Origin of the sequence: Chitinophaga sp. W3I9, assembly GCF_050434025.1 — a bacterium.
Lineage (GTDB): Bacteria > Bacteroidota > Bacteroidia > Chitinophagales > Chitinophagaceae > Chitinophaga.
The window spans coordinates 3,175,685-3,199,593 of record NZ_JBNPWC010000001.1 but is presented as its reverse complement, the minus strand read 5'-3'; the positions used below and the strand labels follow the sequence as shown (position 1 = coordinate 3,199,593).

General features: G+C 45.9%; 18 protein-coding genes. 7 read left to right on the top strand and 11 right to left on the bottom strand.

Translation table 11 applies throughout. From position 1 onward, the window contains the following. Positions 1-8 precede the first annotated feature (8 nt). From QFZ51_RS13340 to QFZ51_RS13305, 8 genes are all read right to left on the bottom strand, one after another. Positions 9-782: a DUF3658 domain-containing protein gene (locus QFZ51_RS13340; RefSeq protein ID WP_429046454.1), complete on the bottom strand. Its 774-nt coding sequence runs from the start codon at positions 780-782 to the stop codon at positions 9-11. A gap of 84 nt (positions 783-866) precedes the next feature. Further along, positions 867-2,408, bottom strand: a complete 1,542-nt coding sequence (locus QFZ51_RS13335; protein ID WP_429046453.1) for an FAD-dependent monooxygenase — start codon at positions 2,406-2,408, stop codon at positions 867-869. A 40-nt stretch (positions 2,409-2,448) separates the two neighbouring features. After that, entirely contained in the window at positions 2,449-3,066 is a 618-nt protein-coding gene (locus QFZ51_RS13330; protein WP_429046452.1) for a helix-turn-helix domain-containing protein, read from the bottom strand. Next, positions 3,053-3,283 carry a DUF6597 domain-containing transcriptional factor gene (locus QFZ51_RS13325; protein WP_429046451.1) on the bottom strand — a complete coding sequence of 77 codons (231 nt, stop codon included), beginning with the start codon at positions 3,281-3,283 and terminating at the stop codon, positions 3,053-3,055. Before QFZ51_RS13325 ends, QFZ51_RS13330 begins: the two co-directional genes overlap by 14 nt. A 112-nt stretch (positions 3,284-3,395) precedes the next feature. After that, entirely contained in the window at positions 3,396-3,608 is a 213-nt protein-coding gene (locus QFZ51_RS13320; RefSeq protein WP_429046450.1) for a hypothetical protein, read from the bottom strand. A gap of 239 nt (positions 3,609-3,847) precedes the next feature. Then, the gene (locus tag QFZ51_RS13315; protein WP_429046449.1) at positions 3,848-4,057 is read right to left on the bottom strand and encodes a hypothetical protein; all 210 of its coding nucleotides are present in this window, start codon (positions 4,055-4,057) and stop codon (positions 3,848-3,850) included. Positions 4,058-4,075: 18 nt separating this feature from the next. Further along, positions 4,076-5,515 carry a hypothetical protein gene (locus QFZ51_RS13310; protein ID WP_429046448.1) on the bottom strand — a complete coding sequence of 480 codons (1,440 nt, stop codon included), beginning with the start codon at positions 5,513-5,515 and terminating at the stop codon, positions 4,076-4,078. Between the two features lie 291 nt (positions 5,516-5,806). Next, positions 5,807-9,961: a two-component regulator propeller domain-containing protein gene (locus tag QFZ51_RS13305; protein ID WP_429046447.1), complete on the bottom strand. Its 4,155-nt coding sequence runs from the start codon at positions 9,959-9,961 to the stop codon at positions 5,807-5,809. Between the two features lie 225 nt (positions 9,962-10,186). Between QFZ51_RS13305 and QFZ51_RS13300 the strand changes: the two genes are divergently transcribed. From QFZ51_RS13300 to QFZ51_RS13285, 4 genes are read left to right on the top strand one after another with little or no spacing between them, the layout of a single operon-like run. After that, entirely contained in the window at positions 10,187-13,381 is a 3,195-nt protein-coding gene (locus QFZ51_RS13300) for a SusC/RagA family TonB-linked outer membrane protein (RefSeq protein WP_429046446.1), read from the top strand. Between the two features lie 10 nt (positions 13,382-13,391). Continuing rightward, entirely contained in the window at positions 13,392-14,891 is a 1,500-nt protein-coding gene (locus QFZ51_RS13295; RefSeq protein ID WP_429046445.1) for a RagB/SusD family nutrient uptake outer membrane protein, read from the top strand. 11 nt (positions 14,892-14,902) lie between these two features. After that, positions 14,903-17,290 (top strand): glycoside hydrolase family 2 protein, encoded by a 2,388-nt coding sequence (locus QFZ51_RS13290; protein WP_429046444.1) that lies wholly within the window; start codon positions 14,903-14,905, stop codon positions 17,288-17,290. Positions 17,291-17,308: 18 nt separating this feature from the next. Beyond that, positions 17,309-18,358: a glycoside hydrolase family 53 protein gene (locus tag QFZ51_RS13285; protein ID WP_429046443.1), complete on the top strand. Its 1,050-nt coding sequence runs from the start codon at positions 17,309-17,311 to the stop codon at positions 18,356-18,358. Between the two features lie 27 nt (positions 18,359-18,385). Here QFZ51_RS13285 and QFZ51_RS13280 read toward each other — a convergent pair whose 3' ends face one another. Beyond that, complete coding sequence (locus QFZ51_RS13280; protein ID WP_429046442.1) at positions 18,386-19,282, bottom strand: alpha/beta hydrolase; 897 nt, start codon at positions 19,280-19,282, stop codon at positions 18,386-18,388. Positions 19,283-19,357: 75 nt separating this feature from the next. Further along, entirely contained in the window at positions 19,358-20,266 is a 909-nt protein-coding gene (locus QFZ51_RS13275; protein ID WP_429046441.1) for a helix-turn-helix domain-containing protein, read from the bottom strand. 243 nt (positions 20,267-20,509) lie between these two features. Here QFZ51_RS13275 and QFZ51_RS13270 point away from each other — a divergent pair, with 243 nt between their 5' ends. From QFZ51_RS13270 to QFZ51_RS13260, 3 genes are all read left to right on the top strand, one after another. Further along, positions 20,510-20,752 (top strand): LytTR family transcriptional regulator DNA-binding domain-containing protein, encoded by a 243-nt coding sequence (locus QFZ51_RS13270; RefSeq protein ID WP_429046440.1) that lies wholly within the window; start codon positions 20,510-20,512, stop codon positions 20,750-20,752. Positions 20,753-21,127: 375 nt separating this feature from the next. Beyond that, positions 21,128-22,258, top strand: coding sequence for a M12 family metallopeptidase (locus QFZ51_RS13265; RefSeq protein WP_429046439.1), 1,131 nt, complete (start codon positions 21,128-21,130; stop codon positions 22,256-22,258). Positions 22,259-22,362: 104 nt separating this feature from the next. Then, on the top strand, positions 22,363-22,827 hold the full coding sequence (locus QFZ51_RS13260; RefSeq protein ID WP_429046438.1) for a hypothetical protein: 465 nt from the start codon (positions 22,363-22,365) through the stop codon (positions 22,825-22,827). A 92-nt stretch (positions 22,828-22,919) separates the two neighbouring features. Here the strand turns inward: QFZ51_RS13260 and QFZ51_RS13255 are convergent, their stop codons facing one another. Beyond that, positions 22,920-23,816: a hypothetical protein gene (locus QFZ51_RS13255; protein WP_429046437.1), complete on the bottom strand. Its 897-nt coding sequence runs from the start codon at positions 23,814-23,816 to the stop codon at positions 22,920-22,922. Positions 23,817-23,909 lie beyond the last annotated feature (93 nt).

Sequence of the window (23,909 nt, the reverse complement as noted above, 5' to 3'; positions counted from 1 at the left end):
GCCTGTGATCACTTTTTGGCAAGCCTTACCCGGAACGTTCTCATAGAGGTGCGTACTCCGTCCGCTTCGATTTGACCATTTACAATTAAGTGTTCCAGCCTTGAGCTGACAAACCCGTCTCCAAGGCTATTGCGGGGATCACTAAACCCTATCGTTTGCCCTATTACCCGGACGGCGGGCTTCCAGCGTTTATCACAATGTGACAATAGCAGGTTATCATGTGCGGAAAGTTCCCGGAACTGCAACACGCCATTTTCATCGCATTCCCTCAACAATTCAGGACGGGATGCGATATCCTCAAATTCACGGGCCAGTTTGCTGCGTGCTGCAGCAGGCAACAGTACCGCCTGATTGATCAGCGGCGCCAGCTCCTCAAAGGAATATACTGCCATACTGTGGTAGCCCACTATGGGAGGCGCCTGCACCAGCATAACGTTTACAGGTATACGCTCCAGCCAATGGCAAGCCATTCTTATAAACACATAATCGTTACCGTCACTGCCTGCCCATATGACCAGCCTGTCTGCCGGCTGCGCCAGCAAACGGGCCTGTAATTCCCGCCAGCGGGCAAACGCATCGCTGTCACCGCCCCAAAAGTTGCTGTTTTCTTTATTAAAGTCCAGGTTGCGCAGAAATGCCATTCGCTTTTTTCCATCATCCAGCGGGCCGGTGCCGGGAATCTCATTGAAAGCAAATACTTCTCCTGTCAGCGTACGCTTTTTGACCGCCCAGCTAAGTATGCCGCCCCCGCTCAGGGAGGAGACGATGTGTACATCCGCCATATAGATTTTTTTAACAGGAAGTGATCTGGTAAAAATAAGCGTATATCCGGCAAACTTTCCGTCATTCGTCAACTTTTTCCTGCATTACAAAAACCAGTGGGCGGCAGCCTTTTGTAGTTCGTTATAATCCGGTTCGTTGTCCGAAGCCCAGGCAACAATACCATCGGGGCGTATCAGTATGGCGCTTACGCCTAACTGGTCTTTTGCTTTGCCTGCAACATACCTGATCCGGTTGCTGTACTTTTCTGTCCAGGCTTTGAGTGCATCACTCCTATCAAAATCAAGCAATATCCCCTGGCCATCATGCATCAGGTCCCCTATTCCTGTGCCGTCTCCGAATGCAAAGTTGGGAACGCTGTAGCCTGTCAGCGGATGCGCTCCACCGAGATTATAGCGGGTAAAAATGCCCCATACCCTTCCCGCAATATAGGTGGCGCCATCGCGTGTATTTATCAAGTCACGGAAAATTGCATACAGTGCGCGAGCATGAGGATCTGGCCGCATAATGGCCACCTGGGCACGTGACCAGTCCAGCACCTGTGCACCAATGGGATGCCTTTCCGTATAATAGCTGTCCAGCAAGCCTTCCGGCGCTTTATCCTGGATGGTAGCGGCGAGCTTCCATCCAAGGTTCATGGCATCTCCCAGCCCGAGATTTAGTCCCTGGCCTCCCAATGGCGAGTGAATATGCGCGGCATCACCGGCCAAAAGTACCCGTCCGTTGCGGTAGGCAGTGGCTTGCCGCGCCCTGTCAGTCCAGGTGGTGGCGAAATGCAGCGCGCTGATGGTAACATCGGTATCAGAGATGCGGCGCAACACCTCCTGAATGTGCTCCAGCGTAATTGGTTTCCCCGCATCATGAAATGCTCCGCCATCAAAATCCTGGATCATCAGGTAGCCAGGCTGCGATTGGAGGTACATGCCTTTTGCGGTCATGTTACGGCCCGGATTGAGTTGCTGGGGATCGGCAATATCCACTTTGGCAGAGTAGCCGGTAAATTCCGGCTCCGTACCTGCGAATTCAAAACCGCCCGCCTTGCGGACAACACTGCGGCTTCCATCGCAGCCCACCAGCCATTTGCATTGAAACGACCGGTCACCTGCCAGCACTATTACGTCATCGTTAGTTTGATGAAAGCCAGTAACGCCTAGCCCCCGCCTGATGATTACCCCCAGGGATACCGCGCGGCGGGTCAGCACTGTTTCAAGTTCGTACATTTCAGAAATTAAACTGGTCTCCGTCGAACCTGGCAGGCGATATTTCCATTGGGACCTGTCAATATCACCATCGTGGAATGGAATGCCGGCGAAGTGCCCGGCCTGACGGCGTGGCCCCTGTACCGCGTTTGAATGAGGACTTTTAAGCCGTTTATGTATTTCAAATTCTTTCAGTAACCCACGACGGTAAAGCGCTTCAATAGTAGGCGCCGATAGCCCGCGTATCCCGAAAGGAAGTTGCTTCAATAAAGAATCCGGAGTCTCCGCCTTTTCCAGTACCAGGACAGAACATTTGGCCAGGGCCAGTTCACAGGCGAGGAACAGGCCCACAGGCCCTGCGCCGGAAATGATTACATCGTAAATAGTATGATTTTGTGCGGGTTCCTGGCTTACAAGTGTAGCGTTCATATAGCATAATTGAAGCACAAAATTCCGGAATGCCTGCTCGTCAGGCTTGTATAAACGCGACAAAATCGCCGGCAACAGCCAGCTTTCTTTTCTTTGTTCTCCGTGCAAATGCCGCCGGTGTAGTGCCGCTGCAGCGCTTGAACTCCCTGCTTAGATGAGCCTGGTCTGTATAGCCAACCTCATGAGCCAGACCGGCAAGGTTGGTATCCGGGTAAAGCCATAACTGGTTTCGTACTTGCTCGAAGCGCATCACACCAGACACGTCTTTCACAGTATGACCAGAAGATTGCTTGAACTTTCGTTCCAATGTACGAACTGTAGCATGAGCCGCCTCCGCTATCCCGCTTACCGGTATAGCACCATTTGCCTCTCTCATAGCTACTCCCGCTTTGAATAGCATACTGTCTGCAGCAACCTGCGACCCTGCATCCAGGAAATACTGTTTTACATGAGCCAGCGCTTCATCCATCTTCTCCCCCTCCATACATTTACTCAATGTGGATTGAAGGCGCGCGATCGGATGCTCAAAGATGTTCGCGCCTTTCTTATCGGACGGCAGTCCGAGCAAATCGAATACGGTCCAGGGAAAGCACCTGACACCGATAACTTCCAGGCAGTTTTTCGCGTTTAAAATAACAGGCTGGTTAAGCAACCCCATTATAAATGGGCGATGGCAATGGTTGCAAACCACCATGGTGGGAAATGTGACAGTCGCCTCCGAAATGAAAAACAATTTCAGCGTAACCATCCGGTAGTATCTCGAAATCCGATGGCAATTCCCCGAAGTCTACCCTGGTATACCAAAAGCACTTTATAGCGTGTTGCAGCTCTTCAGGAGGATCAAATTCCTGGTGCTGCATTTTGAAAGATAGCATATCCGGGGTGTTTGTTTAACAGTCAATTTGCCTGGGTTTTTACGCGGTAAAAATACAACAAAATAAAGAGGATAGGATTTCCCTTGCTTAATCAATTATTACAACCAGGTACTTACGGTTTTCGCTGCCTGTTTAATTTCTTTTTCAGCAGATGCCCTTTCCACATCCAAAGGCCACTTAATGCAACTACTGGCAGAAACACCCATCGCACCGCGTTTGCGGCGGGTGGGTTGGCGGCTACCGGTCCATAAATATATCCCAGGATGGGAATGCTGAGTATAATATGTAACCAGCGGATTATTTTACGTTCTGTGGCTGCTTTCATAAAAAATGCTTGTTACACAAAAGTAGCCCGCCATCCTGTAGCCACTTATGGGGAGTCGACATGCCGGGGAAATGTGGCGATAAAACGGGTGATACTCATTATTATATCCTGCTTTGCGAAGCAAAAGCAGGCGAACTTACTAAAAAGCCTCATAGAGCCATAGCTCTATGAGGCTTTTTACCACCTGATTTAAGTCCTGCCTGCTGAACGGTAGCCTCATACTGGCAGGTCCTCTTTTGTTAAACCTTCTTTTGCTTGCTATTGCTGTCTTTTTCAGATGGCGGCTGGTCTTCCAGCAACGTCGCCTTTTTCTCGATGGCTTTCTTTATCTCCGGGTCATCCGATGTAACACCGGAATTGAAGTTACCTCCCAGTGAGGTTTTATCCCCGGTATCTTTTCCCGGAACTCCCTTTGAAGTGTTTTTGTTTTCTGTGTTCTTGCTTTCCATAAAAAAGATTTTTATTTACTAATACCTCATCAATGCTGCAACAGGGCTTTCAGCCGGCATCTCGTCTTTTTCGAGCAGGAATACCTGGCCGCCATTGGCGATGGTTTTAATTACCGCCATATTGAGCAGGTCTTCATTGTTGCCAGTCATGCTGTCATCAACATGCAGTTCATTTTTCATTTCATCAAATGCTCCCCATGCCTGCGTGTTATTCGCCACAAACAGTGTATCTATCTGCCCATAATAAGCAGCAGGAACTATATCTGCAATGATAGAAGAAGTGCGGCCTGTAGCGGATTGATTGGCGTACCGGTCCTTTACTTTCTGCAGTTCCTGGTTAAAGTATGGTTGCAATACAGTGCGTGCCTGTTTGTACAAAGCAGGGGTATCATCGTATTCATGATTACCGGTGAGCGCTTCAGGATACACATATGTATATCGCGAAACAGAACGGTATACTGTAATCAGCTCCTCTGCGCCTGCCAGCAAAAGCGGTATATGCTGATCATGTAATACTTCCCTGAAAAGAATGTCGTCTATTGCTTTCAGATACGCTGTGATATTTGTATCGCTGGCGCCGCCAATACCCTGATAATTGGTATCACCATTGGTAGTATCCGGGTCCACGGGAAGGTTGGTGGCCGTGCTGTCCGGGAGCCCGGTTACAGGTATCGTATTCATGCCCGTTGCATCTGCTTTGAAAAGCCGGGCGGTATGTTTACTGATCACAAGTACATAAAAATCTTCTGTTGCCGGCATCACCTGTACCAGAGGAGATAGCTGGAAAGAAGTATTTACCACTAATTGTTCTGCCGGTGATACAGACATTTTAACATACCCTGAGAAGCCGGGTGCAAAGAACATGGCCAGTCCGGCTGACTGGCTTCGCCAGAAGTCCTCATCATACATCAGTGTATACCCGGGGCCGAGCAGCTTGTCCGTTTCTGGCTGTTTCAGACCTTTCTCCTGTAATATTTTCTGTGTCTCCTGCAACTTATTTTTAAAAAGAACCGCATCTGATAAATCATTCACTGCAGCCCCATATTCATGTGTGGGAATATAAACTGATACACAATATTTTCCGGAGATAGCAGCCAGATGATTGAAGGCTTCCTTCGTGAATACACCAGGCAGCTCTTCCGGAGGACTCGCTTCCACCTGTGCCGCAGGGAAACGGTTACGTACGTTATCTTCCTGTTCCTTTTCATGGTCAGGCTTACCGCTTGTCCGGGTACCATATCCCCTGGATGTATTTGCTTTTGAAGTATTCCTGTTCGAATGTAATACATGTACATTATCCGACAGCTCATCCGGGCCGTCAGTGTATTTATCTGTTATTTCCTCGTATTCATCCATTCTTTCGGGAGGCGTAGCCTGTGCTCCAAGTCCCTCTTCTTTGTTTGCGCCGGAGGGTTTCCCCTTGCCGGGATGGAAAGTTCCGTTTCTATCTTTTCCCATAAAATTATTTTTTACAAAGTTCAACAATGACTGCTCACATGCTATTTTTCATCCACAGCAACTGTACCAATAATCTCTGTCGCCGGCCCCTGCAATAACACCGGTTATACCGGTACGCTGCGTAAAGGAACGGCATACCAGTCATACTCCTGCATTTCCATGAAGCCGGCAAAAGGGAAGATGAAAAAGAGATGTAGAGAATTTACCGCGTATTGATTTCTTTTGAGGAAGGAATTTTACGTCAGATGCTTTCCTGGATCCACCACTGATGCGACCGGTCTGGTGCAAACACTACTTCTTAATCTCCTGCAAAAACTGGGTGGGCGTTTTCCCGAATTCCTTCTTAAACGCCTTCGTAAAATACGACTGCGTTTGAATACCCACGCGGTACATTACGTCCGAGAGCGGTACATCCTCGTGTGTCATAATATAAACGGCCCTTCTCAAGCGGGTAGTCCGTATAAATTCCACAATATTCTGACTCGTAATGTGCTTTATTTTCTCATAAAGTTTTGTCCTGCTCATGCCTATTTCAGCGCATAGAACGTCTACATCAAACTCGGGATTGATCATCTGGGATTCAATAATACCAAGCAGCTTATCCATAAACTCCTTGTCCTGGGTAGAATGCACCAGTTCTTTTGCTTCTATATGATAATCCTGTATATAGCGTTCTTTCAGCTTCTGCTTCTGAACAAAAATATTACGGACAGTAAGTAGTAACAGGTCGATACTAACCGGCTTTGAAAAATAAAAATCCGCCCCGGAGCCAACGCCTTCTATTCTAGATTCGATCGCATCTTTGGCAGTAAGCATGATAAACGGAATATGGCTGGTTTCAACATCTTCCTTTATCAATTTACAAAATTCAATCCCGTTCAGACGGGGCATCATTACATCACTTATAATCAATGAAGGAAATATCTCCTTTGCCAGCTCAAGGCCTGAAGCGCCGTCAATAGCTTCAGATACCTTATAAAATGGGTGCAGTGAATCTTTCAGGAACTTCCTTAATTCATTATTATCTTCTACCAATAAAATATGTTCGCCTTGCAAGGCTGGTACAGGTAAGTGCTCGGGGCGGTCGTCCAGCAATAACTGTGGTTCGAATTTTTGCTGAACGCTTTCCAGGGCAATTACGCCTTCCGGCACATTCCCCTCTGTCTTCTCCCCGCTGGAATAATTTTCTGCTGCTGATGGCAACGCTATGATAATTTCTGTTCCCTGGTTCCGTTCACTATATACATACACATCTCCTTTATGGAGAGTGGTTAAACTTTTTACAAAAGCCAATCCAACACCCGATCCGAGATGTGATTGCGTGATGCGGTAATATCTTTCAAAAAGATGTTTGATAGATTCTTTTGAGATACCAATGCCGTTATCCTTTACCCTTATATAGAAGTAATCTTTTGCCCGGAACTCATTTTTGAGGATCAGCTCATTGCTGAAGGAAGGTTGAAATCCGCTGAGGGAGGTAAATATATCGATCGTTATCTTCCCCCGTTCTTCTGTATACTTAAAGGAGTTGTTCAGCAGGTTTAAAATAATCTTTTCCAATATTTGTTTATCAAACGAGGGAGTTAAATGCGTATCTGTAGTTGGAAAAGTAAATTCAATCTGCTTCTGCAGCGCCAGGTCTTCAAATTCTTCTGCCACGGTTTGTACAAATCCACTCAGGTTATGCGGAGAAACTTTTAATTTCAGCACGCCCGCTTCCACTTTTCTAAAGTCCATCAGTTCATTTATCAGGCCTATCATACGAAGCGCATTTCTATGTATGGAACGATAGTAATGGGAAAATTCGGGATGGGAATGGCTTTGTCTTAATTTCTCTACAGGCCCCAGGATCAATGATAAAGGTGTACGCAGCTCATGGGAGATGTTGGTGAAAAGCTGCAGCTGCACCTGGTGCATTTCTTCCTTCTTTTTCTCTTCTAATTTATTGAGTTCAAACTTTCGCCGCTGTTTCAGGGCAAAATAAACGAGGTACATCACCAGGCATCCCAGCAGGAGTAAAAACCACCATGTTTTCCAGAATGGAGGAGTGATAATAATCGTTATCGCGGTACCTGCTTCGTTCCACTTGCCATCATTGTTGGAGGCTTTCACCCTGAAAGTATACTCACCCGGATCCAAATTGGTATAAGATGCTTTCCTTTCAGTGCCTACCAGGTTCCAGTCGTTATCCAGTCCTTCGAGCTTGTAGGCGTACTGGTTATTCTGTGCGGCGGTATAATTTAACGCAGCAAAACTGAAGGAAAAATCCGCCTGCTTATAAGAAAGGGTAATCTCCCGGGTGGCGGTGATGTCATTTAGCAGCGGAGTGCCTTTCTGCCCGGCGGCCACCTTTCTGTTGGATATCTGGAAACCGGTAATGTATACTTTGGGAACGAATGTATTTACTTTGATACTATCAGGATAGAATGAATTAAATCCATTAATACCACCGAAATACATTTTGTTGTCACTGGCTTTCAGGTAAGCATTCGCCTCAAATTCGCCGCCCTGCAGGTTATCTCCTATATTATATCTTTTATGTTGACCCGTTTCCGGGTTAAACTTCAACAGTCCGTTAGATGTGGAAATCCAGAAATTACCTTTATTATCTTCCGTTATTCCTTTGATAAACTCCCGCGAAAGACCAGCCTTACCGGTAAAAATTTTAAAGGTGTCATTCTTCTCATCAAAAAGATATAACCCCGCCTGCCCTATCCATAACCGTCCTTTGCTGTCATTGAATATCACCCGAAGGTCGGGCACCTTTTCCTCACTTTTAAAATAACAGGTAAATTTCCGGTTTTTAATATGATAGCAGTTCAATCCGCCATCGTCCGTACCAATCCAGATATTATGGTGAATGTCTTCATCGATGGATACAATATTATTGCCGGATAAGCTATTTTTTCCTCCGGGAGCTGTTGTTATCCTGCGGAATTTCCCGGTGGCCCGGTCAAATAAATTCAATCCGCCGTAATAAGTGGCGACCCATAAATTGCCATTGCTGTCCTCAAATGTTTTTTGCACATAGTTAGAACTGATGGATTGCCTGTTGTCCGGATCATTTACATACCTCCTGAAGGTGCCGCTTTTCCGGTCCATCAGGTTTAAGCCGCCGCCCCAGGTGCCCACCCATAAATTCCCTTTGCTATCTTCCGTAATATGTAAGACGGCATCAGAACCTATGCTTGCCGGCATATACGGATTATACCGGTAACGGGTAAACGTATTTGTCCGGGGGTTAAACCGGTTTAAGCCACCGCCATCGGTACCTATCCATATATAACCTTCTTTGTCTTCATAAAATGCTTTTACATCATTATAACTTAAAGAAGAAGCGTTGTTTTCCTGCCGGTATAATTTGAACTTATCCGTACCGGGGGTGTACAGGTTAACACCGCCCCGATGGGTACCCACCCATAAATTGCCCTGGTTGTCTTCAAAAAGCGCGGAAACGGTTCGTTGCGACAAGCTGTTCGGATTATCGGGTTCATTCTGGTAATGATAAAAAGAGCCATTGGCCGGGTTGAACAGATCCAGTCCCCCATTAATGCTGCCTACCCATAGATTCCCGGTGGGAGTGCTCAGTATTATTTTTATCTGGTCGTTCGACAAACTCAGGCTGTTTGTTTCACTGTGCCGGTATCCCTTAAAGGTTTTCCGGGAGGGATCAAAAAGATAAAGTCCCTTGTCCTGTGTACCCAGCCAAAGATTTCCGGCAGTATCTTCCTGGATAACCTTCACAGTATTTTCGCCTGCGTTGCCGTCCCTGCTTCCGGATGGATAGAAAATTTCAAATGTTTTGTTCTCCGGATTGAACCGGTTCAACCCATTATCAGTACCAATCCATATATTATCTTTTTTATCCCGGTAAAGATAATTGACCCGGTTATCGCTGATGCTACCCGGCTGGCCGGAATGTAAAATATGACTGAAGGTATTTGAAGCCCGGTTATACAGGTTAAGCCCTTCGGTAGTGGCTACCAGGATCACGCCGTCGCGTTGTTCCAATACACAGTTCACCATATTGTTACTGAGGCCGCCGGCCTCCTGGGCACGATGGGTAAATCTCCTGAAGGTATTTTTAACCGGATCAAAAAGATTTAACCCATTATTCGTAGCCACCCACAGTTTGTGGTCACTGTCTTCACATATATAACGGATATAGCTGTCGCTGATGCTGCTGGCATCACTGCGGTCGTTCCGGTATACCACCATTTCATAGCCGTCGTACCGGTTTAATCCGTCGCGCGTACCAAACCATATAAATCCCCGGCTATCCTGGAATATTGTTTCAATGGTGCTGTTTGAAAGCCCTTCCTCCTGGGTAATATGTTTGAAGGAGAGTCTTGGTTGTTGCGCAAAAGAAAACAGCGGAACCAATGAAAGTGTCATGGCAGCCACGTGGAATAATAAAAAATGGGAGATATATTTTTTTAGAGACACCAGGCGCTTTTTAAAAAATCCTTAAACGAATCATCAACCAATTTAGATAAAATCGGGAAATATAGCTGCCTCCCCCTCCTGAATACCTGCTGATATTAACAAAAGACAGATTGAAACAAATGTTAGATGATTTGAACAAGCCTCCGGAAGCGAATTGCAATAAATTGCTTCCCAGCTAATTATGTACGACTTGAAGCTTAGAGTCACTTTATAAATTCCCAGCATATGAATAAACTACGACAAACGTATCGTTCCGCGTGGAGAGTTAGTTATGTAAGACTATTTTGCCAGACCGCGGCGCCCTTAGCCTTCGCCATCGTTTCATCCATGCCTGCGATGGCTGCTTACAGCGGTAACAACATCCGGATCACCTACCGGATAAAAGCCGACATCCCGGTAAAGGGAAAGATCACAGACAAAGCCAACGGAGATGCCCTGCCCGGCGTTTCAGTAAAAGTGAAGGGAAGCAGCGCTGGGGCGGTAACAGATGCCAACGGGAACTTTTCTTTAAATGCACCGGAAAACGGAACGCTGGTTATCAGCTATATTGGTTATACCACTATGGAAGTGCCGGTAAATAACAGGAATACCCTTCGTATTGCCCTGGAAAACCCCGCCACCGCATTAGGCGAAGTAGTAGTGGTAGGTTACGGAACCACCAGCAAAAAGGATATTACAGGATCAGTGGTATCTATAAAAACTAAAGACCTGCCACAGGTGGCCAACACTTCTATTAATAACCTGTTGCAGGGGCAAGCAGCCGGCCTTAATTTAAGTGTGCGGAGCGCCCAGCCGGGTGGTGGCCTTTCTGTGAACATCCGGGGCGCCATTTCTCCGAGAGGTAGCAACGCCCCGTTGTATGTAATCGACGGAGTGCCTATATTAAATAACGCCTCGCCCGTTCCTTCCATCGCCGATGGCGATCTTGGTTTTTACGGCGGAGTGGACCAGGACCCGTTAAGCAGCATCAACCCTTCAGATATTGAATCCGTAGACGTATTGAAAGACGCCAGCGCTACGGCCATTTATGGTTCTGCTGCTGCCAATGGCGTTATACTTATTACCACCAAAAAGGCAAAAGCCGGACAGGCGATAACGGAATACCGGGGCAGCTACACGATACAGTCGCCCAAACCCTACCTCGATTTTTTAGACGCGGGTAACTTTATGCAACAACAGGTCCGTTTGGCCCGGGATAAGTATTTATATGATAACAACCTGGCCCCTTATGGCAACACAGACCCCTCCTCCGTTCCGGCATTCAATCCCATGTTTTCGGATGCAGACATCAGCAAAGCCGGCGCAGGCACAGACTGGCTGGACCTGTTAATGAGACAGGGCAGTATTAATGAACATAATATTTCCGTGTCCGGCGGTACCGAAAAAACGAAGGTATACGCCTCTTTTAACCTGTATGATAATAAAGCGCTGCTGGAAAACTCCCGCTACAAGCGGTACACCGGGAGGGTAAACCTCGAACAGCAAATCAGCAGCCGGGTAAAATTCAACCTGAATTTAACGCTAAGCCAGGTTAACAGCGACAATGCAGCAACAGGATCTAATGCAGGAGGCCCCGAAAAATACAACCAACTGCAAGCCGCCTACACTTTTGCGCCTAATATTGGTATTTATGATGAATCGGGAAATTATACCAAAAGCTACGACCGCCTCATTACCAATCCCGCTGCATTTTCCATTATCCGGAACCAGACCAGCCTCAAACGGCTGTTGGCTGCCCCAACCCTGGAAATAAAGATCCTGGATAATTTAAAACTGACTGCAGTAGCAGGTATCGATAAACAAAGCTCCGATCTGAAATTTTACCTGCCACGAAAAGCTCAGAACGCGCAATTGCCAGAAGGAATGGCGCAACTGGCCACTAATAATATTGGTAACTATACCGCAGAATCTTATTTAACTTTCAACAAGTCATTTAAGAAAAGCGATCTCGCGGTAGTGGCAGGAGCCGGATACTACAAAAGTATGTCAGATAACTTTGGTCTCCAGGCAGTAGGTTTTTTCACAGATGCTTTTAGTTTTAATAATGTAGGCGTTGCCAGCAATAAAGAAAAGAGTTTCCAGAACTCTTTCAGGGCGCCTGACCGCATCAAAGTTTCCCAGTTCTTCCGGGTAAATTACAGTTACGATAATAAGTATATTCTTACTTTAACAGGGCGTAACGACGGATCCAGCTACTTTGCCGACAATCATAAATTCGGTTTCTTCCCCGGACTTTCAGCCGCATGGCGCATCAGTGAAGAGCCTTTCCTCAAAAACTCGGGCTTTATTTCCAACCTCAAGCTTCGCGCGGGATATGGTACCTCCGGTAATGAAAGCATCCTTGGCACCAATGCCTTATCACTGTATGGAACGGGCTCCCCATTTTTAATAGGCTCCACTTATTACACAGGCATTGCCATTACACAGATTGCCAATCCCGATCTCACCTGGGAAACAGACAAAACAATCAATCTCGGTCTTGATTTTGGATTTTTCAACGACCGGCTTACAGGAGCGCTCGACGTGTTCCGGAAGGAAGCAAAGGATCTGCTGGATTACAACCCGCTGCCATCCAACAATGCCGTAAGCCAGGTGGCGGCAAATGTAGGATCCACCCGCAGCGACGGCATCGAGCTATCGTTGAACTCCCGTAATACTACCGGTGCATTTAAATGGAATACTTCTTTTAATATCTCCCAATATAAAAATTACTGGATAGAAAGAAATCCTGTTATTGCGCTTTCTCCTTTCATCGGCGCCAAAGATCCGATCCGCGAAATATACGGCTGGAAAACGGATGGTATTATCAAAAGCGCCGCTGATGCTCCTGTCTATATGCCCAATGCACGGCCAGGAAATATCAGGTATACAGATGTAAACAACGATGGTAACCTGGATATTAATGACGTGGTGAAACTCGGCAACAGGGATCCGAAATTTTCTATCGGACTGGGTAACACTTTTTCCTATAAAAATTTTGACCTGAATGTATTTGTTTACGGCAACTTCGGAGGATATCTTTTCAACAGCTATTCGGGGTTTTATGATCCCGCACAAATAAACGGCAGCAACGCACACAATACACTTACCGGTATCAAAGGAGTTTGGTCTGCCGACAATACCCACGGGGTATATCCCGGTTATGCCAGTAATCCCTACAGTGGCAATAATCCCACCACCACAAATGATTTCTACCTGCAAAAGGTGAATTTCCTTCGGTTAAGGAATATCACATTAGGTTACAAGCTGCCTGATAACCTTACCCGGTCCACCCGGTTGATACGGAATGCCCGGTTGTTCTTCGACATGCAGAATATTGCGGTACTCACCAACTACAAGGGATATGATCCCGAGGTTACAGAAGTGAATCCTTATCCGCAAGCATTATCTGCCACTTTTGGCGTAAACCTGACCTTTTAATATCCACATCATGAAAATATTCATTTCAAACTGCCGCAAACTTTCGCTGCATCAACTGGCACTGATAGGCCTGATCATACTTTTACCGCTCTCCGGGTGTAAAAAAATGCTGGAATCAGACATCTATTCCCAGCTGGCGCCGGAAAATTTCTTTCAAACAGAAGGAGATGCGAATGTTGCGCTCATTACGCTTTACAATCCCTTCACCTCCAACTGGGGCAACGCTGATCCCGGCGCCGGCAACTGGTATGGTGCGCTGTATAACGCTGATATCAAATCTTACTTCATCCGCAGCCTGATGACAACAGATGAATTACAAACCGATTGGGATGCCAATTTAACCAACTTTACCTTCGGACCCTCCACCTGGGTGGATGCCAACGATCCCACCTATCCCAAGATCAGGTACGTAGCCAAAGCTACCGACGTAATTAATAATATAGAAAAATCAACGCTTGACGCAGGCATTAAAAGAAAATATATCGCAGAAGCAAAAGTGCTGAGAGCCTGGCTGATGTATGTGCTATATGATTTTTACGGCCCTGTAAATGCCAAAACTGATCCGGCAACACTGGCAGATAATACCATCACACCCAGGCCGGACGCCACAACTTATTCCGCTCAGATTGAAGCGGATCTGACTGCCGCCCTGCCCGACCTGGCCGACAAATACAACAGTGATGCCACCAACTGGGGAAGGGTTTCCAAAGGCGTTGCACGCATGCTGCTGCTGAAATTATATATGCACAATAAAGAATGGAACAAGGCGGAAGCAACCGCCAAAGAAATAATGACCATGAATTATTCGCTGGAAGATAATTATGCAGATATATTCAAAAAGAAAGCAGGCAAGGAACTCATTTATGCTGTGCCTACCAATGATGCCTCTCCTAACTACTGGATCCAGGAAGTACTTCCCGGCGACTTCAAACAGGCAGGAAGCATCCAGAGAGCCCCGGGCTGGGGAGGATATTATATGCCCTGGAGCTTTTACAATAAATATGAAACCAACGACACCAGGAAAACAACGATCATAGACCACTATACTAAAAGCGATGGTACGGAAGCCAACAAAAGTAATGGATTAAGAGGAGCCATTCCGCTGAAATATACCAGCATCCAGGGCGACGGACCTGGTTATGCCATTGATGTGGTAGTGTTCAGATATGCAGAAGTACTGCTGGCCATAGCCGAAGCCATCAATGAACAAAGAGGACCAGGCGAAGCATACCAATATGTAAACCAGGTGCGGGCCAGGGCAGGCGTTCCCAATTTTACAGGCTTAACACAGGCAGGTATGCGTACCGCCCTGCTGGATGAACGTGGCAGGGAACTCTATGGCGAAGGCGTGAGACGCCAGGACCTGGTACGAAACGGCTCCCTGATAACTAACGCACTGGCAAGAGGAAAAACAAACGCCAGGCCATACCAGGTGTTATTTCCCATCCCATCTGCCGTGATCATCGAAGGAAAGGGAATCATTAAACAAAACGACGGGTATCCGCAATAACCATCTAACCCATGACTACATTTATGCAAAACCGGTTCATCTTTCTTTTCATCTTACTAATTATTATTAACAGTTTACAAGCACAAAACACACACCCTGCGAATAAAATTAATTTCAACGGAAAATGGGAGTTTGTGAAGAATGTGGATAGTATGGAAATAGCTGCATCCCTTTCCGGTAATACTGGTCATAAAATTTTATGGGAGAAAGTTTCACTGCCCCATACACCACGGATTGAACCTGTGGAGAAGAAAGAGGAGCAATGGCAGGGCACCTGTTATTACCGGAAAAACTTCCGGGTGGCTGCTGCCGTCAGGGGAAAACATATCGCATTGCAATTTGATGCAGCCATGCACGAAGCAGATATTTATCTGAATGGAACGCATGTATATCGCCATGCAGGAGGATATCTTCCTATCTATATTGATATTTCTGATAACGTCAGGTTTGAGGGAGAGAATATCGTAGTCGTTAAATTAAATAATCAAAACAATCCCGCTATTCCGCCGGGAAAATCAATTAAAGACCTTGATTTTAATTACTATGGCGGCATTTACCGCAATGCCTGGCTGATCATCAAAGATAAACTGCACATTGCCGATGCGGTGGAAGCGAACAGGGAATCCGGCGGCGGCGTGATGTTGCATTACGAAAACGTTAGCAACAGCCGGGCAACATTAATGATAAAAACAGAATTGCGGAACGATTACCGCCGGCCACAAAATGCACAGGTGAATTTAATTTTAACAGATGAAAAAGGAGTGGAAGTTGGTCGCGTTTTATCTGGTGTAAAAAATGTAATCAGTAAAGGATATGTTTCTTTTAACGGGCAGGTGGCTATCAAAAATCCCGCGCTATGGTCACCAGAACATCCTTCGCTATACCAGCTTACTGTGCAGGTATTGCAGCAGGGCAAAGTTGTGGACGAAGAGCAAATCAGTACCGGTGTTAAAACCTTCCGGTTTGAAGCAGGTAGTTTTACCTTGAACGGGCAGCCATTTTTCCTTCGTGGCACTAACCGCCACCAGGAGTATCCTTATATCGGCTATGCACTTCCGGATAATGCGCAATTCCGCGATGCCTATAAAATCAGGGCAGCCGGATTTAATTTTGTGCGTTGCTCCCACTACCCTCCTTCCCCCGCTTTTTTAGATGCCTGTGACAGATTAGGAATACTGGTGATGAACTCAATTCCCGGCTGGCAATTTTTTGGTAATGAGGAATTTCAGCAAAACAGCTATCAGAATATCAGGGATCTCATTCACCGCGACAGAAACCATGCCTCCATCATTCTATGGGAAGCGTCCCTGAATGAAACCAATATGAGTATGGAGTACATGCAGCAGTCCCACGATATTGTACATAAGGAACTGCCTTTCACAGACGTGTATACCTGCGGATGGATGGACGATGTGTACGATGTGTTTATTCCTGCAAGGCAACATGCCAGGGCGCCGGACTACTGGAAAAAATACACCCGGAAGCCAATACTGATTGCTGAGTATGGCGATTGGGAATACTATGCACAAAATGCGGGGTTTAATCAAAAAGAATATAAAGATCTGAAAGAAGGAGAAAGAACTTCCCGGCAACTGCGGGAAGCTGGTGAAAAGGCATTGCTGCAACAGGCACTCAATTTCCAGGAAGCCCATAACGACAATCTTGCCGGAACAGCCGTAGGCGATGCTAACTGGCTTTTGTTCGACTACAAACGCGGATACGCGCCGGACATAGAATCGTCCGGGATCTCCGATATCTTCCGTTTACCGAAATTCTCTTATTATTTTTATCAAAGCCAGTACCGGACACCGGAAAACACGAACAGCGATTTTGGCAAGCCGATGATCTTTATTGCCAGCTATTGGAATAATCCCTCCGTAACAACAGTCAGGGTTTTCAGTAACTGCGATGAAGCGGCTCTTTTGCTGAACGGGAAGCTGATAGCGCGTCAAAAGCCCGATCAGAACTCCTTCTCGGGAAAATTGCCCCATCCGCCGTTCACCTTCCTGGTAAACAAATTTGAACCCGGAACATTAACAGCGATCGGATACAACAACGAAAAAGAAGTGATCAGCACCACACAAAGAACGCCGGCAAAAGCCAGCAGCATCAGTATGGATGTTGATACGACCGGGAAGCCGCTTCAATCCGGCCAATCGGATATCGTTTTCCTTTACGCGCGTATTACGGATGAAAATGGCGTACTGGTGCCCGATGCAAAAAATGTCATTCAATTCACGGTTACTGGTAATGCAGTATTAATTGGCAGCAATCCGGTAAAGGCGGAAGCAGGCATTGCCACTATCCTGCTGAAAGCAGGAGATCTTACCGGAAAAGTTGTTGTTACTGCCTCTTCGGAAAATCTGAAAGAAGGAACGATAAAAGTGACCATCAAATAACACTTAAATTTCAGCCAGATGAAAATATCAATAATCACTATCTTCTTTATACTGCTCGCGGTTATACTATCGACAGGATGTACCACATCAAAAACATCCGTTGGCCCATCCCGCAACGAATTTGCAAAAGGAGCTGATATCAGCTGGCTACCGCAGATGGAAGCCTCGGGGTTCAAATTTTATAATGATAATGGCGTGGAGCAGGATTGTTTCCAGATCCTGAAAGATCACGGTATCAATACGATCAGGTTAAGAACATGGGTAAATCCATCTAACGATAAAGCCAGCGGTCATTGCAGCAAAGAAGAAACGGTGGCAATGGCCCTACGGGCAAAGAAATGGCAGATGCGGATAATGATAGATTTTCATTACAGCGATAGCTGGGCAGATCCGGGTAAGCAAAAAAAACCGGCGGCCTGGGAAGGCCACGACTTCCCGCAGCTGCTGAAAGATGTATATGATTATACTTTCGATGTAATGTCTGCTTTGAAGAACAGCGGCATCACCCCTGAATGGGTGCAGGTGGGCAATGAAACAGCCGGAGGTATGATCTATCCTGAAGGAAGCACTTCAAACTGGCATCAACTGGCGCAATTAATCAACAAAGGCTATGATGCCATTAAAGCGGTGAGCCCTGCGTCTAAAGTGATTCTTCATGTGGATCAGGGTAATAACCGAACACGCTTTGTTACGTGGTTCGACAGCGCCAGGACCCATGGTGCAAAATATGATGTAATCGGGCTGTCATACTATCCCTACTGGCTTACCGGCAAACCCGATTATACCCTTTCTATTGATGACCTGGGCAATAACCTGAAAGAGATGGCCGCCAGGTACGGAAAGGAGGTGATGGTAGTAGAAGTGGGCGGAGAAGACACGAAAGCGCAGAACACCTATGATATGCTGGTTGCCGTACAGAAAAAGGTAAAGGCCGTGCCGGATGGAAAGGGTTTAGGTGTAATTTATTGGGAGCCGCAGGGAGCAAAAAGCTGGAGCCATTATGGATTAAGTGCCTGGGGAGATGACGGGAAACCCACGAAGGCGATGGATGCCTTCCTGGAGCACTGATACAGTAGGCATACTGCGGCTGACCCACTAAAATCCATTTTCTGCCAGCCAGCTTTTAAATAAATTAAACCAGTTATCCTTGCTGTGAAGATCTGTTAAACCAAAACCATGACCACCAGATTGCAGGATATGCATTTCCGCCTTTACATTCGCTTTCAGTAAAGCGTTAAAAAACAGGAGGGTATTTTTAACCGGTATCACATCGTCATCAGCCGCATGCACCAAAAAAGTCGGTGGCGTATTTTCCGTGACCTGCTTATCGGTACTATAAAGATCCAGCAATGCAGCAGATGGATTTTTACCAATCAGGTTTTCGCGGGTTCTGGGAATAGCAGGATCATAGATCGTTACAGGATACAATAGCGCCATAAAATCTGCCCGGAGATTGATCCGCTCTCTATTTTCAATCACCACCCTGTTCAACTGCGTACCCGCTGTTGATACCAGGTGACCACCTGCTGAAAGGCCCATTGCGCCTACCTTGTGGGGATTGATGCCCCACTCTGCAGCTCTTTTGCGTACCAGCTGAATGGCTGCCTGGGCATCCTGTAACGGACCAATTGTTTTATCAATCATGATGGTATCATGCGGCAAACGGTATTTTACTACAAAAGCGGTGATACCTGCTTCATTGAGCGCCCTGGCCATTTCATAACAGGCGGCTGGCGCCAAAACAAAATAACCGCCTCCGGGAAAAATAAGTATAGCCGTGCCGGTTGCAGTTCCCTTCTTCGGAAAAAAAGGTATCAGGGCAGGTTGTGTTACTTTTCTTATCAAACCTGAAGTATCCGTTTCTTCTATATAATCCGGGGGTATGCTCCTGGAATTCGGAATATTTTTTTCATACAGCGGTATCATTGTTTCCTGCGCATGCGCCAACTGTAAAAATGACAAAAAAGCCAATACTGATATAATTCTCTTCATTTTGTAAACATAAAATGCATGGATACTCAATATTACGCCTACGCTGCAAGATATGATGTGCAAAAATGCTCAATTTTATTTTTTCCTGAAGAGCACCGGTTGGATGCCATAAACAGATTTGAAAGCCCGGCAAAAAGCACTCGTATTTTCAAAACCGCATATCCAGGTAATTTCCTGCACAGGCTTATCCGTGTCTTGCAACAATTGAGCAGCATGCCTGAGCCTGATGCGTATGAGGTATTGATACGGCGTACAATGAAAAGCCGCTTTGAACTGCCTGATTAGTTGAGGCATGGATAAGCAGGCCAGGCTACTTATCTTTGACAGATCAAGATGTTCGGTATAAGAAGAATGCAGGATATCCCTGGCTATGCATAGCCGTTTGTAAATTTCAATCCTGGTAGTTGCCTTAACCGCCCGGATACCAGCTCCGCGAACCACGTCAGATTTGTAAACCCCAATCAGGTGCCGCAACAGAAAAACCAGGTGTTCATCTACCATAGTTGCATCATATCCCCTGCTTTCAATAGTGGTTACAAGCCGGGATAACTGCGCCTGTAAATCAGGGGAGATATTATTAAGGGTCTGGAAAAATTCAGGTATTGTACTGTTATTATAAGAAGAATTATCCAACAGCGCTCCTTCGCTGTTAAGCATATCACTAAACACAGCCGACGCAAATTCCTTTTTAAAAAACACCGACAACCCTCTCACTTTTTCGCCCCGGCTGGTACGACACGAATAACGCTGATCATCGTTTAAAACCAGGAACTGGCCGGGCCTTACCACCAGCCTGTGACGATCAATCCCATACCATTCCTCGCCACTGAGTATTGTTTTGATAGAAAGACACCCGGCATGATCGTCACAATGACTCCCATTGCTCTCCGCATTAATAATAATGTTATGCTTTTGGAATTTGCTGAAATACAATGCCTCATCAAATCCTGGCTCCATATGATCGGGCACACTGGTAAGATACATACACTAATATTAAATTATTTCTATAAACCGGTCAAATTTGTTTTGTTATCCCGCTTTTAACCAGGCAGGAACCCATCTGGCAGGAGTTAGTCCAGCCCCTTTAACTCCCCGCCGGCTCACCCACTTACTCCATCTGCTAAACGGGGCTTCTGCCATTCCCGCTTATCTCGGAATTTTAATGGTACACAGGTCGATGAAGAGGCTCCCCCGATCCCGGCGGACTTTCCGGTAAAGCCCTGTACGATGCCATCAATAATGCCTCCCCCCTTCAAGCTCAAAAGCGAAGGAGTGACGGCAGAAGAAAAGCTCCAGGTACTGCCAGATTTATTCTTCCGTACCCATCACTCGCATATTATCAATCTGCAGTACATCAAACGCTATATCCGGGGAGAAGGCGGGCAGATAGAACTGGAAAATGGTGTGTATGTAACAGTATCGCGGCGAAAAAAAGAAGAGCTGCTGAAAAAGTTCAGGTATAAGAAATAGATCGGGCTAACAGATAAATGGTAAACATCTCCCAGGGAATTTGCTGCACCGGTATAAATTTACCCGCTTGATAAATTAGTACTGTCAATATTACAATTATTCAAACCGGGCACTTGAAAAATTACAACAAAAAAATAACTGATTATCAGAAATATATAAAAATGCCCCGGGCATACCCCCCCACATTATCAGGACTACGAATTAAAAATTTGAAAAATAAATTCCCGGGGAATTAAAATTATTCTTTATTTTAGATAGTATTATAATCGTGATGCTTACCCTCAGGTATCACATTTGTTTAACCTATTCTCATTTTTGCTATATAGTCTGATAATATGTAACCCAAAGTATTCCTTCAACCAATAAACATTACCCATGAAACGTAACCACTATTTGAAAGCATTCCCGTTGTTAGCCGTATTGTTTTTCCTGTCCTGTAGCAAGGATAACCAATCCAATCAATCAGATAACCAGAAAGATGGCCCGATCACTTTAAAATCCGGTGCGATGGTCGAAAAAAAAGGAGCTGATTATTTTTGGGAAGGAGATATCCGTCTCACTAAGGAACAATACAAAAACCTGGATCTCTATGGCCAGCTACTGCCCAAGAAACCAGACTATGTAGGCGCCGAAAAAAATGCGCACCCGGTGTATAATGTGCCCTTTCAAAACACCGCCCAGGGCCGCACCATCCCCAGAGCATTCAGTATATACCCTACTGCCTATAATTTATGGGCCATGGTGAGGATTATATACGGGTCAAATTTAACCCTGGCGGAGAAACAGAAAGTCCGTTCAGCACTGCTTGAAATGGAATCCAATACCAATGTAAGGTTCTACAACGCTACCTGTGAGCCGCTGGTTGACCCCACTTATGGATTTACTTACCCCAACATCGAGTTCTGGTCCACAGATGGTGCTGATGTCAGCGAATCAAACCTCGGAAGAACAGGCGGGGTACAACGCATCAACCTCGCTGATTTCGCCTTTGATTCATGGGACAACAGTGTGATCATCCATGAAATCTGCCATGCGCTGGGTTTAAGACATGAGCATACGCGCCTCGACAGGAATTCGTTTGTTACCGTTAATACGTCTAACCTTACCTCTTCCGGGCTCGCGCAATTTAATATCCCCTCCACCAATTACTATCAGACAGGTACATACGATTACACTTCTGTAATGGGATACAGCTCGCTGACAAGCAGTACATCCATAGTACATAACACCAGTTTACCAATGTACACTAAAACAGATGGCAGTTATATTTACCAGGGCAGCTTTCTTTCCAACAGCGACAGATCCTGGATAAATTATTTCTACATTCCGTATATAGCAAGATCAGATGTGTATGCTGAATTGGCGCCAACAGTGTATAAGTCAGATAACACCATCATGACGCCGAGTGAAAGACTTGACCTGCAGGCGGCTTTGAACAACGGTAATCCATACCCTCCTAATTGTTGTACACTGAACAATGATTTAGGAAAATTTACCTGTCCTTAATGTAAGGACACCAGGAAGAAGCCTGTTAAAAAATGACAGGCTTCTTCCTGGTTTTAAAAGATAAAAATGTAATTTACTTTTCAAAATAGATAAAATATCCACAGATGAAATCCTTTTTCATTTTTTTGTACCCAATTGTAGCGCTGCTGTTATTACAATCCTGCGGGAAGGATGATAACGATGGTGATTTACAGATAGATCCTTTTACCTATGGCGCTAAATTCGATTGGCGGGAAGACTCTATCAAGACGCAGCAGGAAGGAAGCTGGACAAAGATCGGGAACGGCAACATATTTTCCTGGCTGGCAAGAGAAAACACGCTGCAAAGCACCAGTTTCGCGGCCTATGGTCTCCGGACAAATATCAAAGCGAATTTTGTATATACTATCCAGAAAGATTCGGTATTTGCACTCAAGCTAACTGCAGACAGCATCTATTTTCTGGATGGAGATGGCCGGCAAAGAACAGATCTGAAAGGAAAAGTTACCTATTCACCGGATACTTCATTAGTCGTAATCAACACGGCTGTGTCACCAGCGATTACAATAAAATACCGGTTGGAAAAATAGGACGTTCCCTGTATTGTTCAGGATATTTATAAATGCCGGTTATTAAAACTGGTCTTATTTGTTTGTGCCTGGTTCATCAAACAGGCAACCCATCAGAACTGAATGATAGCGCCCAACCTGGCGCCGTAATAATTATTCGCGGAGCCATTAAACTGTGTGGAAATCTGCGTGCCGTTACTCAAATAAGAGATATCAGTTCCTTCCGAAATCCTCGCATTCCCCAGCATGCCGTTAAGTGAAAAGGCGAGAAAGCTGTTAACAGCATATCTGACATTCAAACCATAGTCCATACCATGTCCCTTCGACGTTTGCGCAAAGCTTAACGGATGCATGAACAGATCGATCAGGTTCCAGTTCGCCTCTCCCCGGTAACTGATCCAGGTATAAGCGATATCAGCGCCCACTGATAAAGAGCGGTTGATCTTGTAATTACCCTCCAGAGAACACTCGGGTCCACGCCACTTTGCTGTATAACTACTCTGCAGGTCCGTTAATTCAGGACTAAGTATAACAAAGTTTTGCCGGGTATTTTTATAGGATACCCCAGCTCCCAAACTGAAATTGGCACGTTGCAGAAAGGTAGCCATGGCGCCTGCCCTGAATATCTCCAGGTAGCCCCTGTCGCTGGAAAAAGATTGCTGAAAGGTAGGATCTGTGCGGTTATCACCCTTATAGTCGGTATCCACACCACTGCCGCTAACTACACCATTTCTTTGATAGTATGCGTTGAACCGGAGGCATTTCAACGGGCGATAGGCGCCATCCAGGTAAAAGCCCAGGGACGTGATACCATTAAAGTGCAATTCTGATAAAACGTTGGGGGATTGTCCCTGCGGATTACCTGCAATCGACCAGTCGAAATCATTCGTGTTAAATGCACCGCCACCGGATACCGAAAACTGACGGAATTGCGCATTTGCCGGAAATTGACTCAGCAGCGCCATAATACAGATAGTAACACCCGACCATAAGGGTTTTAAGCTGGTCATGTTATTGGGATTATATAACAGATGCAAATAGTGTTTTCATACCAGCTAAAGATACATGCTTCTTCAGAATAATGCAATAACATCAGATGAAAA

Coding starts and splice junctions, on each gene's coding strand:
- QFZ51_RS13340 (WP_429046454.1), bottom strand. CDS start 782: ATGGCGGATGTACACATCGTCTCCTCCCTGAGCGGGGGCGGCATACTT.
- QFZ51_RS13335 (WP_429046453.1), bottom strand. CDS start 2,408: ATGAACGCTACACTTGTAAGCCAGGAACCCGCACAAAATCATACTATT.
- QFZ51_RS13330 (WP_429046452.1), bottom strand. CDS start 3,066: ATGGGGTTGCTTAACCAGCCTGTTATTTTAAACGCGAAAAACTGCCTG.
- QFZ51_RS13325 (WP_429046451.1), bottom strand. CDS start 3,283: ATGCTATCTTTCAAAATGCAGCACCAGGAATTTGATCCTCCTGAAGAG.
- QFZ51_RS13320 (WP_429046450.1), bottom strand. CDS start 3,608: ATGAAAGCAGCCACAGAACGTAAAATAATCCGCTGGTTACATATTATA.
- QFZ51_RS13315 (WP_429046449.1), bottom strand. CDS start 4,057: ATGGAAAGCAAGAACACAGAAAACAAAAACACTTCAAAGGGAGTTCCG.
- QFZ51_RS13310 (WP_429046448.1), bottom strand. CDS start 5,515: ATGGGAAAAGATAGAAACGGAACTTTCCATCCCGGCAAGGGGAAACCC.
- QFZ51_RS13300 (WP_429046446.1), top strand. CDS start 10,187: ATGAATAAACTACGACAAACGTATCGTTCCGCGTGGAGAGTTAGTTAT.
- QFZ51_RS13295 (WP_429046445.1), top strand. CDS start 13,392: ATGAAAATATTCATTTCAAACTGCCGCAAACTTTCGCTGCATCAACTG.
- QFZ51_RS13290 (WP_429046444.1), top strand. CDS start 14,903: ATGACTACATTTATGCAAAACCGGTTCATCTTTCTTTTCATCTTACTA.
- QFZ51_RS13285 (WP_429046443.1), top strand. CDS start 17,309: ATGAAAATATCAATAATCACTATCTTCTTTATACTGCTCGCGGTTATA.
- QFZ51_RS13280 (WP_429046442.1), bottom strand. CDS start 19,282: ATGAAGAGAATTATATCAGTATTGGCTTTTTTGTCATTTTTACAGTTG.
- QFZ51_RS13275 (WP_429046441.1), bottom strand. CDS start 20,266: ATGTATCTTACCAGTGTGCCCGATCATATGGAGCCAGGATTTGATGAG.
- QFZ51_RS13270 (WP_429046440.1), top strand. CDS start 20,510: ATGCCATCAATAATGCCTCCCCCCTTCAAGCTCAAAAGCGAAGGAGTG.
- QFZ51_RS13265 (WP_429046439.1), top strand. CDS start 21,128: ATGAAACGTAACCACTATTTGAAAGCATTCCCGTTGTTAGCCGTATTG.
- QFZ51_RS13260 (WP_429046438.1), top strand. CDS start 22,363: ATGAAATCCTTTTTCATTTTTTTGTACCCAATTGTAGCGCTGCTGTTA.
- QFZ51_RS13255 (WP_429046437.1), bottom strand. CDS start 23,816: ATGACCAGCTTAAAACCCTTATGGTCGGGTGTTACTATCTGTATTATG.